At 66.0% G+C, this 16,980-nt stretch carries 14 protein-coding genes; all 14 read right to left on the minus strand.

The genetic code is table 11. The features are described 5' to 3' along the window. Positions 1-194: 194 nt before the first annotated feature. Positions 195-3,689 carry a DNA polymerase III subunit alpha gene (dnaE, locus tag JL100_RS14490; RefSeq protein WP_202680395.1) on the minus strand — a complete coding sequence of 1,165 codons (3,495 nt, stop codon included), beginning with the start codon at positions 3,687-3,689 and terminating at the stop codon, positions 195-197. A gap of 102 nt (positions 3,690-3,791) precedes the next feature. Continuing rightward, on the minus strand, positions 3,792-4,745 hold the full coding sequence (locus tag JL100_RS14495) for a DUF5672 family protein (protein WP_202680396.1): 954 nt from the start codon (positions 4,743-4,745) through the stop codon (positions 3,792-3,794). A gap of 104 nt (positions 4,746-4,849) precedes the next feature. Beyond that, positions 4,850-5,710, minus strand: coding sequence for a dienelactone hydrolase family protein (locus JL100_RS14500; protein WP_202680397.1), 861 nt, complete (start codon positions 5,708-5,710; stop codon positions 4,850-4,852). 65 nt (positions 5,711-5,775) lie between these two features. After that, positions 5,776-6,480: an ABC transporter ATP-binding protein gene (locus JL100_RS14505; RefSeq protein WP_228421275.1), complete on the minus strand. Its 705-nt coding sequence runs from the start codon at positions 6,478-6,480 to the stop codon at positions 5,776-5,778. Beyond that, positions 6,473-7,717, minus strand: coding sequence for a lipoprotein-releasing ABC transporter permease subunit (locus JL100_RS14510; protein ID WP_202680398.1), 1,245 nt, complete (start codon positions 7,715-7,717; stop codon positions 6,473-6,475). The genes JL100_RS14505 and JL100_RS14510 overlap by 8 nt, the downstream gene beginning before the upstream one ends. A gap of 43 nt (positions 7,718-7,760) precedes the next feature. Beyond that, positions 7,761-9,074, minus strand: a complete 1,314-nt coding sequence (proS, locus tag JL100_RS14515) for a proline--tRNA ligase (RefSeq protein ID WP_202680399.1) — start codon at positions 9,072-9,074, stop codon at positions 7,761-7,763. Between the two features lie 136 nt (positions 9,075-9,210). Then, positions 9,211-10,302 (minus strand): BMP family ABC transporter substrate-binding protein, encoded by a 1,092-nt coding sequence (locus tag JL100_RS14520; protein WP_202680400.1) that lies wholly within the window; start codon positions 10,300-10,302, stop codon positions 9,211-9,213. A gap of 612 nt (positions 10,303-10,914) precedes the next feature. Further along, positions 10,915-11,484, minus strand: a complete 570-nt coding sequence (locus JL100_RS14525; protein WP_202680401.1) for a DNA-3-methyladenine glycosylase I — start codon at positions 11,482-11,484, stop codon at positions 10,915-10,917. 24 nt (positions 11,485-11,508) lie between these two features. Beyond that, positions 11,509-11,742, minus strand: coding sequence for a DUF1467 family protein (locus JL100_RS14530; RefSeq protein ID WP_202680402.1), 234 nt, complete (start codon positions 11,740-11,742; stop codon positions 11,509-11,511). 3 nt (positions 11,743-11,745) lie between these two features. After that, a complete protein-coding gene (gene mce, locus JL100_RS14535; protein WP_202680403.1) occupies positions 11,746-12,150 on the minus strand; it encodes a methylmalonyl-CoA epimerase in 405 nt (134 codons plus the stop codon). Positions 12,151-12,217: 67 nt separating this feature from the next. Then, positions 12,218-13,924, minus strand: a complete 1,707-nt coding sequence (locus JL100_RS14540) for a ribonuclease J (RefSeq protein ID WP_202680404.1) — start codon at positions 13,922-13,924, stop codon at positions 12,218-12,220. After that, positions 13,921-14,706, minus strand: a complete 786-nt coding sequence (locus JL100_RS14545; protein WP_202680405.1) for a type III pantothenate kinase — start codon at positions 14,704-14,706, stop codon at positions 13,921-13,923. Before JL100_RS14545 ends, JL100_RS14540 begins: the two co-directional genes overlap by 4 nt. A 1-nt stretch (position 14,707) precedes the next feature. After that, positions 14,708-15,517 (minus strand): biotin--[acetyl-CoA-carboxylase] ligase, encoded by an 810-nt coding sequence (locus JL100_RS14550; RefSeq protein ID WP_202680406.1) that lies wholly within the window; start codon positions 15,515-15,517, stop codon positions 14,708-14,710. Beyond that, on the minus strand, positions 15,514-16,971 hold the full coding sequence (gene nuoN / locus JL100_RS14555) for an NADH-quinone oxidoreductase subunit NuoN (protein ID WP_202680407.1): 1,458 nt from the start codon (positions 16,969-16,971) through the stop codon (positions 15,514-15,516). Before nuoN ends, JL100_RS14550 begins: the two co-directional genes overlap by 4 nt. Positions 16,972-16,980 lie beyond the last annotated feature (9 nt).

The following is a 16,980-nucleotide window of genomic DNA, read 5'->3' on the forward strand; positions in this document are numbered from 1 at the left end:
GAAAACAGTCCTTTTCCGGTTACTCCGCCGCGGGCGTGGTTCACGACATGCGAACACCGGAGCGGGCCGCCGGCCTATGAGCCAGTGGACCGCAAGCCCGCGTGAGGTTTTGCGACGGGCGATAGATAGCCCGGCGTCCCGCGTTTGGCAACCATATCCGCATGCTTCGCGCGGTGCGCTCCCGGAGGAAACGCCTAAAGATCGAGCACGTCCGCCACGCCGGGGATCGCCTTGATGGCGGCCCTGCCTTTCGCCGACACGGCATAGGCCCCGGGAAGGGCGATCTCGGCCTCTCGCATCCCGCCGACATCCACCAGGATCGATATCTTGCCCCGGCCCCGTCCGATCTGGTCCAGGATGTTGCGCAGGTGCGGGGCCGCCTCCGGCTGGCTGAGGATGATCTGCAGCCCCTCGGCGGCACGGGCGACCTCGTCCTCGAGCGGCTTCACGTCATGGCAGGTCAGCCGCATGTCCTCGCCGGTGACCTGGACGTCGACCATCAGGACCACGCTCTTGCCCGGCTCCAGCAACTCCCGGGAGGTCGCCAGCAGCTCCGAGAAAAGGGTCACCTCGTAGACGCCCGTGGAGTCAGACAGGCTGACGAAGGCGAAGCGGTTGCCGCTCTTGGCAACCCGCTCCTGCCGGTTGATCACCACGCCCGCCATGGGAAAGCGAGTCGAGCCGCCGCCGGTCGCCTTCTTGAGCAGATCGGCCGAACTGACCACCCGCAGACGCGACAGGGGCTTGGCGAAGCCGTCCAGCGGGTGGGCCGACAGGTAGAAGCCGATGGCATTGAACTCGTGTGCCAGCCGGTCGAGCTGGTCCCAATCGGCCACCTTGGGCAGGTCGGGAACCTTGAGAGTCACGCCGCCCCCGCCGCCGAACAGGCTGGACTGCCCGCTCTCACGCTCGGCCGCCGCGGCCTGGGCGTAGCGGATCAGCGTCTCGATGCCGCCGTGGACCTGCCGCCTGTTGCCGTTGAGGCTGTCGAACGCGCCGGCGCAGGTCAGGTTCTCCAGCTGGCGCTTGTTGATCACCTTGGTATCCAGCCGGCGCGCCAGGTCGAACAGGTCCTTATAGCGGCCGCCCTCGTTCCGCCGGGCCACCACCGCCTCCATGGCGGGCATGCCGACGCCCTTGACGGCGGCCAGGGCGTAGCGGATCGCACGCTCGCCGTCGGGCAGCAGCTCCACCCGGAAGACCGGGTTGGACTTGTTGATGTCGGGAGTCAGCAGCCGGATCTTGAGGCGGACCAACTCCTGCCGGAAAGTGTTCAGCTTGTCGGTGTTGCCCAGGTCGAGCGTCATGGAGGCGGCCAGGAACTCCACCGGGTAGTTGGCCTTCAGGTAGGCGGTCTGGTAGGCGACCAGCGCGTAGGCGGCGGCGTGCGACTTGTTGAAGCCGTAACCTGCGAACTTGTTCACCTGGTCGAAGATCAGGCCGGCCTGCTCGCCGTCCACGCCCTTGCCCACGGCGCCGTCGATGAACAGCTTGCGCTGGGCGTCCATCTCGGCCTGGATCTTCTTGCCCATGGCGCGGCGGAGCAGGTCGGCGCCGCCGAGCGAATAGCCGGACAGCACCTGGGCGATCTGCATGACCTGTTCCTGGTAGATCATGATCCCGAAGGTGTCCTTCAGGATCGGCTCCAGCCAGGGGTGCATGTAATCCGGCGCTTTCTCTCCGTTCTTCACCGCGATGTAGGTCGGGATATTGTCCATCGGGCCGGGACGGTAGAGCGAAACCAGCGCGATGATGTCGTCGAACCGGTTCGGCTTCAGGCGGCGCAGCACGTCGCGCATTCCCGAGCTTTCAAGCTGGAACACGCCGGTCGTCTCGCCGCGCGACATCATCTCGTATGTCCTGACGTCGTCGAGCGGCAGGTTGGACAGGTCGATGACGTCGCCGCGCTCGGTGATCAGCTCCACCGCGCGCTGGAGCACGGTCAGGGTCTTCAGGCCGAGGAAGTCGAACTTCACCAGCCCGGCCTGCTCGACATACTTCATGTTGAACTGCGTGACCGGCATGTCGGAGCGCGGGTCGCGGTAGAGCGGCACCAGCTGGTCCAGCGGGCGGTCGCCGATCACCACGCCGGCGGCGTGGGTCGAGGCGTGACGGAACAGTCCTTCCAGGCGAAGCGCTATCTCGATCAGGCGCTTGACGGTCTCGTCCGAATCCCGGGCCTGCTGAAGCATCGGCTCGCCCTCGATCGCCTGTCCCAGGGTCACGGGATTGGCCGGATTGTTGGGCACCAGCTTGCAGATCTTGTCGACCTGCCCGTAGGGCATCTGGAGCACGCGCCCGACGTCGCGCAGCACGGCGCGCGCCTGGAGCTTACCGAAGGTGATGATCTGGGCGACGCGGTCATGGCCGTAATAGCCCTGCACGTAGCGGATCACCTCGTCGCGGCGGTCCTGGCAGAAGTCGATGTCGAAGTCGGGCATCGACACGCGCTCGGGGTTCAGGAACCGCTCGAACAGCAGGCCGAAGCGCAGGGGGTCGAGGTCGGTGATGGTCAGCGACCACGCCACGACCGAGCCGGCGCCCGAGCCGCGGCCCGGGCCGACGGGGATGTCATGCCGCTTCGCCCACTTGATGAAGTCGGCGACGATCAGGAAGTAACCGGGAAACTTCATGTTCTCGATCACGTTCAGCTCGAAGTCGAGCCTTTCGCGATAGGTCTTCTCGATCTCCGCGCGCTGCTCCGCCGTCATCTCCGGCGTGAAGACCTGCTTCTCCAGCCGCAGGGTCAGGCCCTCGTGGGCCTGGTGGCGCAATTCCTCCGGCTCGGTCCTGCCACCCTCGGCAGCCGCCTGGAAAGCGGGCAGAATCGGCTTGATCGGCTTCAGCAGGTAGCTGCAGCGGCGCGCGATGACCAGGGTGTTGTCGACGGCCTCCGGCAGGTCGGCGAACAGCTCGCGCATCTCGGCGGCCGACTTGAAGCGGTGTTCCGGCGTCAGGCGCCGTCTCTCCGCCTCGACCACGTAGGAGCCCTCGGCGATGCAGAGCAGCGCGTCGTGGGCCTCGTACATATCCTCGGTCGAGAAGAAGCTGTCGTTGGTCGCGACCAGCGGCAGGTCGAGCTCATAGGCGAGGTCGACCAGATCCGGCTCGATGCGGTCCTCCAACTCCAGCCCGTGGCGCATCAGCTCGACATAGAGCCGGTTGGGGAAGAGCCGGCGCAGCTGCTCGGCGACATCGCGCGCGACCGGTTTGTGACCCTCGGCGAACAGGCGCCCGATCGATCCGGAAGGTCCGCCGGTCAAGGCGATCAGACCGTCGGTGTATCCTTCCAGATCCTGCAGGGCCAGCTGGGGAGCCGACGTAGGATCGCTCTCCATGAAGGCCTTGCTGATCAGCTTCGTCAGATTCTGGTACCCGATCTCCGATTGGACCAGGAGCACCAGCTGGTCGGGCAGGTTCAGCCCCTTCCCCACCGGCTTGCCGCCGCCGTTCGCGGCCGGTCCCATGCGCCGGATGCCGAGCTGGCAGCCCAGGATGGGCTGCACGCCGGCATCCATGGCGGCCAACGAGAACTCCAGCGCGCCGAACAGGTTGCCGGTGTCGGTGACGGCGACGGCCGGCATCTCCTGCTTCTGGCAGATCTTGACCAGCTCCTTGATCTTGATCGCCCCTTCGGAGAGCGAATAGGCGGAGTGGACGCGCAGGTGGACGAAATCGGCGATCGGCATCGGGTGCTGTACTCGGGCGTCGGGATAAGCTGGATGGGCAAACATGCCAAGACCAGCGCCGGACGTCATGCCCAAGTTTCGCTTGACGCCCTTATGAGCGTGTCACGGCAGCGCCGCCTCCCGCTCGCGAGCAGCGGCTTCCCCGCCGCCAATCCTCCCTGCCGACGGTTCAAGTTCGGCGAGCTGCTCCAGCCAGAAAGCCCGGTCCATGCGCGACCAGGCGTGGCAGCCCAGCGGCAGCCGCCCACCGGTCAGGTCGAAGGCGACGCGGGGGCGCGCCTCGAACGCGAAACCCAGCGCCTCGCGCGGGGCAGGCAGGCTATAGCGGTCCAGGAAGAAAGGCGCGTACTGGCTCCAGAACTCGTCCTCCGGCCGCTCGAAGCCGGCCGCGAATCGGGTCGCGAGGGAGCCGCCATCACTTGTCCACGCCCGGAACAAGCCGCCCGCCAGGAGCTTCAGGTGCTTCCAACCGGCGAAGTGACACCGCTGCTGTGCGAATCGGAAATGCGGATAGAAGCGGTCGCTTCCGAGAACCGCCAGCATATGATCGATCCGACGGAGCGAGAAACCGCCATTGCCGACCGACTTCAGATCGTCCGGCCCCCGATTGCCGAACCAGGGCGCTCCGACATAGCTCCAGCCGCGTTCGCACCACCGGCCGATTCCCTCGCCGAGCAGCAGACAGTCGAGCTGATACAGCAGGATATGCCGATATCCGGCGAACAGCCGGTAGAACCACGGCGTGATCATCATCCGATTGTAGGCGGCGATGCCTGCCATGGCGGCCGCCGGCACCCGGACGACGGAAAAGTCCGCGTGGTCGAACTCCAGTTCCAGCCCTTCGGGAATGACGAGATATCGCGGAACCCCGGAAGCGTGCCGCCACAGGCGGTCGAACGACAGGCGCTCGTCATCGACGGGCGCGGCGACGGCCAGCGGAACGACGACGGCCAGACCGCCGCTCCCGGTCGTGGGCCATGGATCGGGCGGCTCGACGAAGCCATAGGCAACGGAAAGGTCCCGCTTGGAAGTCTTGCCCGAATTCCCCTTGCCCATGCGTCCCATCTCCGACCCGCTGCGCACCCGTCACCGCGAGCCGGAGAATAGAGCCCAAGGATTAAGCCTTTCCGCAGAGCCTGGAAAGGCTGCCCAGGAGAGGCTCAGCCGCCCAGGCTGGTCTTCAAGAAATCGATCGTCCTGGTCCAGGCCAGTTGCGCGGCCGCCGCATCGTAGCGCGCCGGGGCCGTGTCGTTGTTGAAGGCGTGGTTGGCGCCCTGGTACATGTGCAGAGTATAGTCGACATCGGCCTTCTTCAGCGCCGCCTCGAAGGCCGGCACGCTCTCGTTGATGCGGTCGTCCAGGCCGGCATAATTGAGCAGCAGCTTGGCCCGGATGTTCGGCACCACATCGAGCGGCGGCGTCCGACCATAGTAGACCACCGAGGCATCGAGATCCGGCGACGCCGTCGCCAGGGTGCCCGCCATGCCGCCGCCCCAGCAGAACCCCATGGCGCCGACCTTGCCGGTCGACTCGGCATGGTTCCGGAGGAATCCGACGGTCCGGACCAGGTTGTCCAGGGTTTGCTTGCCGTCGAGCTGGCCGATCAGCGTTCGGGCCTGATCCTCGTCGGCCGGCGTTCCTCCGAGGGGGCTCAGCATGTCCGGTCCCAACGCCAGGAAGCCCTCCAGCGCCACCCGGCGGACCACGTCCTCGATATGCGGGTTCAGGCCTCGGTTCTCGTGGATGACGATCACCGCCGGCAGCTTGCCGGCCCCCTTGGGCCTTGCCAGATATCCCTTGAGGTCGCCGGACGAGCCCGGCCAGGTGACGCGGGAGGTTTCCAGCCGCGCGTCGGTGGGGGGCACGACCTGCGCCAGGGCATAATTGCTTTCCAGCAGGGGGAGCAGCGCCGCCGCGGCGGCGGCGCTGCCGGCCAGGGCGGTCAGCCGGCTGATGAAGATCCGCCGGTCCAGCGGGGCATGGGTGTATTCATCGTAAAGCTCGATGATCTTGCGATCCATGGCGCAACCCTCCTGTGGTGGTCCGGGGCGCTGTTGCCAGCCCCGGACACAAGGTAGGCCATAGCTCAATGCTGGACCAGCACACCGTCCTTCAGCTCGAGCACCCGGTCCATCCGGGCCGCCAGGTCCAGGTTATGGGTCGCCACCAGCGCCCCGAAATCACCGCCGCGGACCAGGTTCGCCAGCACGGCAAACACGTCCTCCGCGGTCTTGTGGTCCAGGTTGCCGGTCGGCTCGTCCGCGATCAGCAGCTTCGGACGGTTGGCCAGGGCCCGGGCGATCGCGACTCGCTGCTGTTCGCCGCCTGAAAGGCGCGCCGGCCGGTGGCCGGCCCGGGCGCCGAGCCCGACCAGCTCCAGCAGCTCCATGGCCCGCTTCCGCGCCACGGATTTCGCGATGCCCGAGATCATCTGGGGCAGCACGATGTTCTCCAGGGCGCTGAACTCCGGCAGCAGATGGTGGAACTGGTAGACGAACCCGATGGACTGGCGGCGCAGTGCCGTCCGGTCGGCGTCGGACAGCGTATTGGCCAGCTTGCCCGCGATGCGGATTTCGCCGCCGTCGGCCTGCTCCAGCAACCCGGCGATATGGAGCAGCGTCGACTTGCCGGCTCCCGACGGTCCGACCAGGGCCACCAATTCGCCACCAGCTACCTGGAGGGACGCGCCGCGCAGCACGTTGAGCGGCTGCCCCGCCTGCTTGAAGGTCCGGACGACCCTGTCGATCCGGATCATGGGCTCGGCGGCCGGTTGGCTCCTCGTCTCACTCATAGCGGAGCGCCTCGACCGGATCGAGCTTGGCCGCCCGCCACGCCGGGTAGATGGTGGCGCCGAACGACAGCCCGAGCGCCATCAGGACGACCCGGGTCACCTCGGACCAATCGATCTCCGCTGGCAGTTGGGTCAGGAAATAGATCTCCGCGGAGAACAGCTCGGTTCCCAGGAGATTCTGGATGACCTGCCGGATCGCTTCGATGTTGTCGGCGAAGGCGACGCCCAGGACGAGGCCGAACACCGTTCCGATCACGCCGATGCTGGCGCCGGCCAGGAAGAAGATGCGCAGGATCATGCCCCGGGTGGCACCCATCGTACGAAGGATCGCGATGTCCCTGCCCTTGTCCTTCACCAGCATGATCATGCTGGAGATGATGTTGAACGCGGCGACCAGGATGATCAGCGTCAGGATCAGGAACATGACATTGCGTTCGACCTGAAGGGCGTTGAAGAAGCTGGCGTTGGACTGCTGCCAGTCGACCAGCCGCGCCCGGCCGCCCAGCACCTCCTGTACCGGGCCGCGATACTCCCAGATCAGCCGGGGCTGTTCGACCATCAGCTCCAGCGTCGTCACCGCGTCGGGCACCCGGAAGAAGATCTGGGCGGCCGGCAGCGGCATGAAAATGAAGTTGTTGTCGTACTCGAACATGCCGACGTCGAAGATCGCGCCGATCGTGTAGGCCCGCATGCGCGGCACCGTCCCGAAGGCGCTGGTATTGCCCTGCGGGCTGATCAGCGTCAGCTGGTCGCCGACGGCCAGCCCGAGCCGCTGCGCCATCCGGATGCCGATCGCCACGTTCTCGTTCTCGAAACGGTCCAGCGATCCCCGCACGATGTGGTTGGAGACCGTCGGCCGGACCCGGAAATCCTCGGGCGCTATGCCGCGGACGATGGCGCCGGACGATACTCCCCGCACGGTCACCAGCGCCTGCGCCTCGACCGTCGGCGTCACGGAGGTGACGCCCGGCACCTGCCGAAGCCGGTCGGCAAGCGGCTGGTAGTCGGGCAGCGGACCCTGGATCGCATAGACGTTCATGTGGCCGTTGAGGCCGAGCACCCGGCCCAGCAGTTCCGACCGGAAGCCGTTCATCACCGCCATCACGATGATCAGCGTCGCGACGCCGAGCCCGATACCCAGCAGCGAGAAACCGGCGATCACCGAGATGAAGCCTTCCTGCCGCCGCGCGCGGAGGTACCGCATCGCGACCATGCGTTCGAAAGCGCCGAAGATCATGCCTGTAAGGCCTTTTTGGACTGATGGGCGATGGGTGCCGATCTCAGGCGGTCAGCTTGGCGAGGGCGGCATCGCGCGACAGTTCCTCGCGCTCGCCGGTGGCGCGGCGCTTCAGCTCGACCACGCCGTTCTTCAGCCCCCGGGGACCGACGGTCAGCTGCCACGGAATGCCGATCAGGTCCATGTCGGCGAACTTGCCGCCGGCCCGCTCGTTGCGGTCGTCGTAGATCACCTCGACGCCCGCTGCGTTCAAGTCGCGGTACAGTTCGTCGCAGACCCGGTCGCACTCGGCGTCGCCGGTCTTCAGGTTGATCAGGCCGACCTTGAAGGGCGCCACGCTGTCCGGCCAGATGATACCGGCTTCGTCATGGCTCGCCTCGATTATGGCGCCGACCAGCCGCGACACGCCGATGCCGTACGACCCCATTTCCAAGGTGACCTGCTCGCCGTTCGGCCCGGCGACCACGGCGCCCAGCGGAGCCGAGTACTTGGTACCGAAGTAGAAGATATGGCCGACCTCGATCCCCCGGGCGTTCACCAGCTCCTCCGGCGGCAGCGGCGAGGTGGCGGGGTCGTGCTTCTCGTCGGTGGCCGCATAGATGCTCGTGTATTTCTCGAAGAACGGCCCGAGGTCATCGTCGAATCCGGGCGCGCTGGATAGGACGTCCAGGTCCAGCCATTCCTTGTCGCAGAACACGCCGCTCTCGCCGGTTTCCGCCAGGATGATGAATTCGTGGCTAAGGTCGCCGCCGATGGGGCCGGTATCGGCCTGCATCGGGATCGCCTTCATGCCGAGCCGGGCGAAGGTCCGCAGATAGGCCAGGAACATCTTCTGGTACGAGCGGCGGGCGCCGGCCTGGTCCAGGTCGAAGGAATAGGCGTCCTTCATCAGGAACTCGCGCCCCCGCATCACGCCGAATCGGGGCCGGATCTCGTCCCGGAATTTCCATTGGATATGGTAGAGGTTCCTCGGCAGGTCGCGGTAGCTCTTGACCGCCGACCGGAAGATGTCGGTGATCATCTCCTCGTTGGTCGGGCCGAACAGCATCTCCCGCTCGTGCCGGTCACGGATGCGAAGCATCTCCTTGCCGTAATCGTCGTACCGGCCGCTTTCCTTCCAAAGCTCGGCCGGCTGGATCGTCGGCATCAGCAGTTCCTGCGCGCCCGCGGCATCCTGCTCCTCGCGCACGATCTGCTCGATCTTCTTCAGCACGCGGAACCCCAGCGGCAGCCAGGCATAGATGCCGGCGCTGGTCTGCCGGATCATGCCGGCGCGCAGCATCAGCCGGTGCGAGACGATCTGCGCCTCGGTGGGGTTTTCCTTCAGGGTGGGCAGGAAATAGGCGGACAACCGCATTCGAATTCTCACGGGGCTCGGGGACGACCGGCCCATGGCCAGTCCGATCGGAGCGGACTGTAGGGAATAGCGCCGGACAAGTCCATGGCGGCAAGTCCATGCCGGGGGCGCGTCGCACGCCCCCGGCAGGCGCCGCTTACTTGGGCAGGGTCCCCTGGACGCCTTCCACGTAATAGGCCATCGACAAGATCTCCTGGTCGGTGGCGGTCTTGCCCTCGGCGATCACGACCTTGCCGGACTGGTCCTTGATCGGGCCGGTGAAGGGATGCAGGGCGCCCGACTTGATGTCCTCGATCGCCTTGTTGCCCAGGGCCTTCACGTCCGCCGGGACGGCGTCGTTGAACGGCGGCAGGAAGACCGTCCCGGTCGCCAGGCCACCCCAGTAATCCTCCGACTTCCAGGTGCCGTCCAGCACGGCCTGGACCCGCTGCTGGTAGTAGGGGTTCCAATCGTCGACGATCGAGGTCAGGTGCGCCTTGGGGCCGAACCGGCTCATGTCCGACGACTGGCCGAAGGCATGGATGCCGCGGGCCTCGGCTTCCTGGATCGGCGCCGGGCTGTCGGTGTGCTGGGCCAGGATGTCGGCGCCCTGGTCGATCAGCGCCTTGGCGGCGGCCGCCTCCTTGCCCGGGTCGTACCAGCTGTTGACCCAGACCACCCGCACCTGCGCCTGCGGATTGACGCTGCGCAGCGCCAGGGTGAAGGCGTTGATGCCGCTGACCACCTCGGGGATCGGGAAGGACCCGATATAGCCGATGATGTTCGACTTGGTCATCTTGCCGGCGAGCAGGCCGCAGACGGTGCGACCCTCGTAAAATCGGCCGGAATAGGTCGCCACGTTGGCGGCGCGCTTGTACCCCGTCGCGTGCTCGAACTTCACCTTGGGAAAGCGCTGCGCAACCTTCAGCGTCGGGTTCATGAAGCCGAACGATGTCGTGAAGATCAGCCCGGCGCCGCCGGCCGCCAGTTGGTTGATCACGCGCTCGGTGTCGGGGCCCTCGGCCACGTTCTCCACATAGGTGGTCTCGATGCGGTCGCCGAAATGCTCGGCGATGTGGCGGCGGCCCAGGTCGTGCTGATAGCTGTAACCGTGATCCGAAATCGGGCCGACATAGACGAAGCCGACCTTCAGCTTGTCGGCGGCGAACGCGCGGCCGACCGTCGGACCGACACTGATGGCTGCGGCGGTCCCGGCCACCGAAAGACCGAACTGGCGTCTGTTGAGCATGTTTCTTGTTCCCTCCGAGAGAGTTGGTTCAAGTGACGGGACAGGTGGGAAGCCGGCCGCAGGCACCCCGGCGCAGAATGAAGACCCGCAGGCTGGCTTGGAAGCCGGGATTTTGCTGAAAGACCTTACGAATTTCCAGGCAGGTGTACCGTTGCCCATGACGCGAGACGCCCTGCCCTTATAAGCCGCGTGTGACCGAGTGCCTTTGTACCAATTCGGCGGTATCGGCAACAACCATTTTGCCCGACGCACCCAGCACGCTCGGCGGAACTCGTTTGTTCGGTCCGGCCGAACCGTGATCTGATCGGTACCAGAGCAAAGAGTCATCATTTGGGCAGAAAATGAGTGACGAGGACGCAAGCATGGCGTAAGGTTTCGTCCACAAAAAGAAAAGGGCCGCGCTGTCACCGCAGCGCGGCCTGAAGTTAGGGAGGAATCGCCACCAGGCGTCGGTAAGAGGGATAAACCCTCTCAGCGATAAAAATTATTGTATGAGGCACTTAGCAAGGCAAGCCACAAAATGGAGCTTGCCTTTTCTTTTGCTCATTTTCTTGCTCTTTTGCTTATGGATCGAGCAAATGAGCGAGTTTCATCCAGTGATCTGCCTATTTTTTAGACTCGGTATCCGCTGAACCCCGCCCTCTCCGCCCGAATCCACGGCGGATCGAGCGATTCGACGTGCCGATGCACTGGGCAGCCTGGATGATGGGCACCGGGCAGGTACCCGAGACTCATCAGGAACTCGTTCACGATCTCCCCGCCGGTGAAGCGGAACTGGCTCTTGAACAGCTTCACCCAGCCGGCCTTGTCCAGGGGGTGGTGGCGATCCAGCCAACCGGCGAAACCGCCATGGCTGTCGCGCAAAGCCCGCACCCGGCGCGCATTCTCGATCACGGCATCGATCTTCAGCCGGTTGCGGATGATGCCGGCGTCCCCCAGCAGGCGCGCCCGGTCTTCCTCGCCGTAGGCGGCGATGCGGTCTACGTCGTAGCTCTCGAACGCGGCGGCGAAGGCTTCGCGCTTCTTCAGGATGGTCAGCCAGGACAGCCCGGCCTGGTTGATCTCCAGGACGAGCCGTTCGAACAGGACCCGCTCGTCGTCGGAGGGGAACCCGTACTCGGTGTCATGGTAGGGCCCGTGCCACGGATGCCCGGGTGCCGCTTCGCAATAGGACAAACCCATGGTGCGACGGAACTCCCGCTGGGGTCACGTCCGGAAGGAGATCAGCCCGGACGTGACGATGAGATAGATGATCAGCCAGACGACCGCCGCGACCACGGTGGTGACCAGGAACTTCAAGCCGATGCGCGGCTTGGCCGGCGCTCCGGCCGCCATGCCGGGCTCCGGTTCCTCCGGCGCGTGGGAGCCCCAGGGAAGCACCGCGAAGAGGACTGTCCACCAGACGACGAAATAGACGGCGATGCCGGTTACCCACCCCATAGATCAGGCCTGCTCCAACTCGACCAACGTGCCCAGGAAGTCCTTGGGATGGAGGAACAGCACCGGCTTGTCGTGGGCGCCGATCTTCGGCTCGCCGTCGCCCAGGACGCGGGCGCCGTCGGCCTTGAGCTTGTCGCGGGCGGCCAGGATGTCAGGCACCTCGTAGCAGACATGGTGGATGCCGCCCGACGGATTTCCGGCCAGGAACTTGGCGATGGGGCTGGAGTCCCCCAGGGGGTACAGCAGTTCGATCTTGGTGTTGGGCAGTTCGACGAACACCACCGTCACCCCGTGGGCCGGCTGGTCCACCGCGGCGGAGACGGTGGCCCCCAGGGTATCGCGGTAGAGGGCCGTCGCCTTTTCCAGGTCGGGCACGACGATAGCCACGTGGTTGAGTTTGCCGATCATGGTTCCCCCTTGGTCTTTCTGACTTGGTCCGTTGAAGGCGGCGGCGTTCGGCGCGCCCGCCCCATCCCTATAGCCGAACCAGATGGACTTCGGTGAGCGGCTTTTTGCCCTGGCTCGCGTTGAGGCTCCGGCGGACCGCGATGCGGGTCGCCTGGCGCACCGCCTCGTCGTCGAGCCGAGACTGGCGGGACAGTTCCTCCACGGCCTTCCGAACCGCGAACCCGACTTCGGTCAGGATCTCGCCGGCCTCGGGTCCCTCGAGCAGGCCCATGACGGCGACCTGGGGATGGGTGACCAGTTCCCCCTCGGAATCCATGACCAGGGTGGCGACGGCGGCGCCGTTGTACATCATGCGGTGCCTTCCCCGCATGACCCCGGCGTCCAGCGGCACGATCCGCTTGCCGTCCAGCGCCAGCCGCCCGTGCTGGACCTGTCCCACCACCTCAGCGGGGCCGGGAGCAAGCCGGATGATGGAGCCGTTCTCCGGAATGATCGTGTCGGGCACCTGGCAGGCGCGTGCCAGCCGGGCGTGCTCCGTCTGGTGGCGGATCTCGCCGTGGATCGGGACCGCCAGTTTCGGGCGCACCCACTGGTACATGCGGACCAACTCGTCCTGGGCCGGATGTCCGGACACATGGACGAACTCGGTATCGGCGGTGATCACCTCCACCCCCTGGCCGATCAGCATGTTCTGAACCCGGCCGATCGCCCGCTCGTTGCCGGGGATCTCGCGCGACGAGAAGATCACGGTGTCGCCGCGCTCCAGCACGATCTCGGGATGGTCGTCCGCGGCGATCCTGGACAGCGCGGAACGCGGCTCGCCCTGGCTTCCGGTACAGACCAGCACCGTCTTTTCCCGCGGCAGGAAGCCGGCATCGCGCTCGCTGAGAAACGGCCGGACATCCTTCAGGTAACCGTTGGCCCGCGCGGCCTCGTTGATACGCCACAGGGACCGCCCGACCAGGGCCACGTCCCGGTCGGCCGCGGCGGCGGCCGCCGCGATGCTTTCCAGCCTCGCCACGTTGGTCGCGAAGCAGCTGATGGCGATCCTGTTCTTGAGCCGGCCGAACAGCTTGACCAGACTGTCGCGAACGGCGGCTTCCGATCCGGAGGTCCCCGGAACCATGGCGTTGGTGCTGTCGCACACCATCGCCAGCACGCCTTCGCCGCCCAGGCGCATCAGGGCCGCCTCGTCCGTGGGTGTGCCGACGACGGGATCGGGGTCGAGCTTCCAGTCGCCGGTGTGCAGGACGGTGCCGAGGGGTGTGCGCAAGACCAGGGCGTTGGGCTCGGGCACGGAGTGGGTGACCGTGATCAGTTCCACCTCGAACGGCCCTGCCGAGAACCTTCCCGACAGGGGAACCTCTATGATCTCCACCTTGCCGGCCAGGTTGCGCTCCAGCAGCTTGGCCCGCAAGACCGACGCGGTGAAGGGCGTCGCGTAGACGGGACAGCGAAGCTCCGGCCATAGGTACTGGACCGCTCCCAGGTGATCCTCGTGGGCGTGGGTCAGGACGATGCCGACAAGGTCCTCCCGGCGGTCCCGGATGAAGGTCGGGTCGGGCATGATCACGTCGACGCCCGGCATCGTCTCGTCGCCGAACGAGATCCCCAGATCCACCATCAGCCATTTCCCGGCGTGACCGTACAGATTGAGGTTCATGCCGATCTCGCCGGACCCGCCCAGTGGCAGGAAGTAGATCGCGTCTGAACCGGGCCGGTCGGGGTCGAAGGAACTGGAAGCGGCGGGTTGGGGATCAGGGGATGATGTCATGTAGCCATGTTGCGTTGGTGGACCAGCAGGAGACCGCGCAGGGTCAATTCGTTGTCGATGTGGTGGATCATCGAGGTAGCTTCGGCGAACTGCGCGCCAAGCCCTCCGGTGACGATCACGGTCACCGGCGGATCGCCGGTCGGCGACAGCTCGGCCTGGATCCGGGTCAGCAACCCCTCGATCATGCTGAGATAACCCCAGAACATGCCGGATTGCATCGCTCCGACGGTACCTTTGCCAATGACGGCGGCCGGCCGGACGATGTCCACCTTGGGAAGCTGCGCCGCGACCCGGTGCAGGGCGTCGAGCGCCAGGCTCGGCCCCGGAGCGATCACTCCGCCGCAGAAGCCGCCCTCAGCGTCAACGATGTCGAAGGTGGTCCCGGTCCCGATATCCACCACGACCAGGGGCGACGGATATGTGGCGACCGCCGCGATGGCATTCAGCAACCGGTCGGCGCCGGCCTCGCGCGGGTTGTCGATCCTGATCTCGATGCCAAGCCGTACCCCCGGCTCCCCGATCCGCATTGGCTCGACGCCGAAATGGTCGCGGCACAGCCGCTGGAGATTGAAGGTCGCGGCGGGTACGACGCTGCCGAGGATGGCGGCGTCCACGTCCTCGCGCTTCAACCCTTTCATGGCCATCAGGCTGGTCAGCCAGACGGCGTACTCGTCGGCGGTCCGCCGGCCGTCGGTGGCGATCCGCCACTGCCCCTGCTTGCGATCGCCGTCGAAGATGGCGAAAACCACGTTCGTGTTGCCGGCATCGATCGCAAGCAGCATGTCAGGTTCCCTCGCCCGAACCCGATGGAACCAGACCCGGGAAGAAGACGTCCCCGGCGGTGATCCGGCGACGCTCGCCGGTATCCAGGTCCAGCAGCAGGGCCCCGTCCTCATCGAGATCGGCGAAGATACCGTTCAGCGTGCGGTCGGCCAGCCTCACGGCGATCGGACCGCCGATGCCACGGGCCAGCTGGAGCCAGCCCTCGCGAACGGGGGTAAACCCCTCCTCCTTCCACACGTCGTACCAGGTGGAGAATGCCTGGACGAAACGGACCAGGACCGGACCGGGCTCGTCGAGCCTGCCGCCTTCGTTGCGCAGGGATGTCGCGGGGAACTCGGATTCCTGCGGATAGTGCTGGACATTGATGCCGACACCCACGACGAGCCATTCGATGTTGCCGGCATCGTCGGTTTCCGATTCCAGCAGGATGCCCGCCGCCTTCCTGTCGTCCAGAAGAACGTCGTTCGGCCATTTGCACTGGCAGATGCCCTCGGGAAGCAGCGGCTGGAGCGTATCGGCCAGCGCCCCGGCCGTCACGAACGACAACTGCGCCGCCGAAGCCGGCGTGCAGCCCGGACGAAGGACGAGGCTGGCGTAGAGGTTTCCCTCCGGCGAGATCCAGGGCCGGCCCCGGCGTCCGCGCCCCTCGGTCTGCCGCAAAGCCCAGACGAGGGTGCCGTGGGCGGCACCCTCGTCACGGGCCAGGCGCTTAGCCTCGTCGTTGGTGCTGCCCAAGCTGTCGTAAGCCGCCAGCCCGTAGGCCGGCGGCAGGCCGGGCAGCGCCCGGTTCACAGGAACCGGCTTGCTCATCCCGCGAACAGCGACGCCGCCGCCGCCGCCGCGCCGTCCAGCAGGGGTGACGGAAAGAAGAAGAACAGCAAGGTGAACAGGCTGGTACCGGCGATGACCAGGGTCATCTCGCTGCTGATGTTCCGGTCGAGCGGCTCCACCGGCTCATCGAAGTACATGACCTTGATGATGCGCAGGTAGTAGAACGCGCCCACGACGCTCGCCAGCACGCCGAGCACGGCCAGCGAATAGAGGTGCGCCTGGATCGCCGCCTGGAAGACGAACAGCTTGGCGAAGAAGCCGGCGGCCGGCGGAATGCCGGCCATCGAGAACATGAAGATCAGCATGGCGAGCGCCAGCATCGGGTGGGTTTTGGACAGGCCCGCCAGATCGCTGATCTCCTCGACCATCCGGCCGTTCTGGCGCATGCACAGGATCACGCCGAACGTGCCGATGTTCATGAAGATGTAGATTGCCATGTAGAACATGACGCCGCGCACGCCCAACTCGGTACCGGCGGCGAGGCCGACCAGGGCGAACCCGATATGGCCGATCGAGCTGTAGGCCATCAGGCGCTTGATGTTGGTCTGGCCGATCGCGGCGAACGAGCCCAGCACCATGGAGGCAAGCGCGGTGAAGTAGATGATCTGGCGCCATTGGTCGACCATTGCGCCGAACGGCTCGATCAGCAGGCGCACGAACAGCGCGATGGCGGCGACCTTGGGCGCCACGGCGAAGAAGGCCGTAACCGGGGTCGGCGCGCCTTCGTAGACGTCCGGCGTCCACATGTGGAACGGCACAGCCGAGATCTTGAAGGCGAGCCCCGCCGCCACGAAGGTCAGCCCGACGATCAGGCCGACCGAGGCATGCCCGGCCTCCTGGGCATGGCCGGCGAAAAGCTGGGCCAGGGTGGTGAAGTTGGTCGTGCCGGCAAAGCCGTAGACCAGGGAGGCGCCATACAGAAGCATCCCCGACGACAGCCCGCCGAGAACGAAGTATTTCAGCCCCGCCTCGCTCGACTTCGCGAAGTCGCGCCGGAAGGCCGCGATCACGTAGAGCGCCAGGCTCTGAAGTTCCAGGCCGACATAGAGGGAGATGAGGTCGTTGGCCGACACCATCATCAGCATGCCGACCGTGGCGAGCAGCATGAGCACCGGGAACTCGATCCGCTTCATCTGCTCCCGCTCGATATAGTTTATCGATACGAGAACGGACAGGGCGGATCCGATCAGCACCAGCACCTTCATGAAGCCGCCGAAGCTGTCCATGATGAAGAGATTGCTGAAGGTGAGTTCGCGGGTACCCGGGCCGGACAGCACCAGGACCGCGGCGACGAGCAGGACGCCGACCGTCAGGTAGGAGATCAGCCGCGTGCTGCCGTCGCCCCGGAAGACGCCCAGCATGAGCAGGGCCATGGCCGACAAGGCCATGAAGATCTCCGGCAGCGCCGGCATCAGATCGGGAAATTCGGTCATTTTGCTTGT

The sequence above is a fragment of the Skermanella mucosa genome (genome assembly GCF_016765655.2).
GTDB lineage: Bacteria > Pseudomonadota > Alphaproteobacteria > Azospirillales > Azospirillaceae > Skermanella > Skermanella mucosa.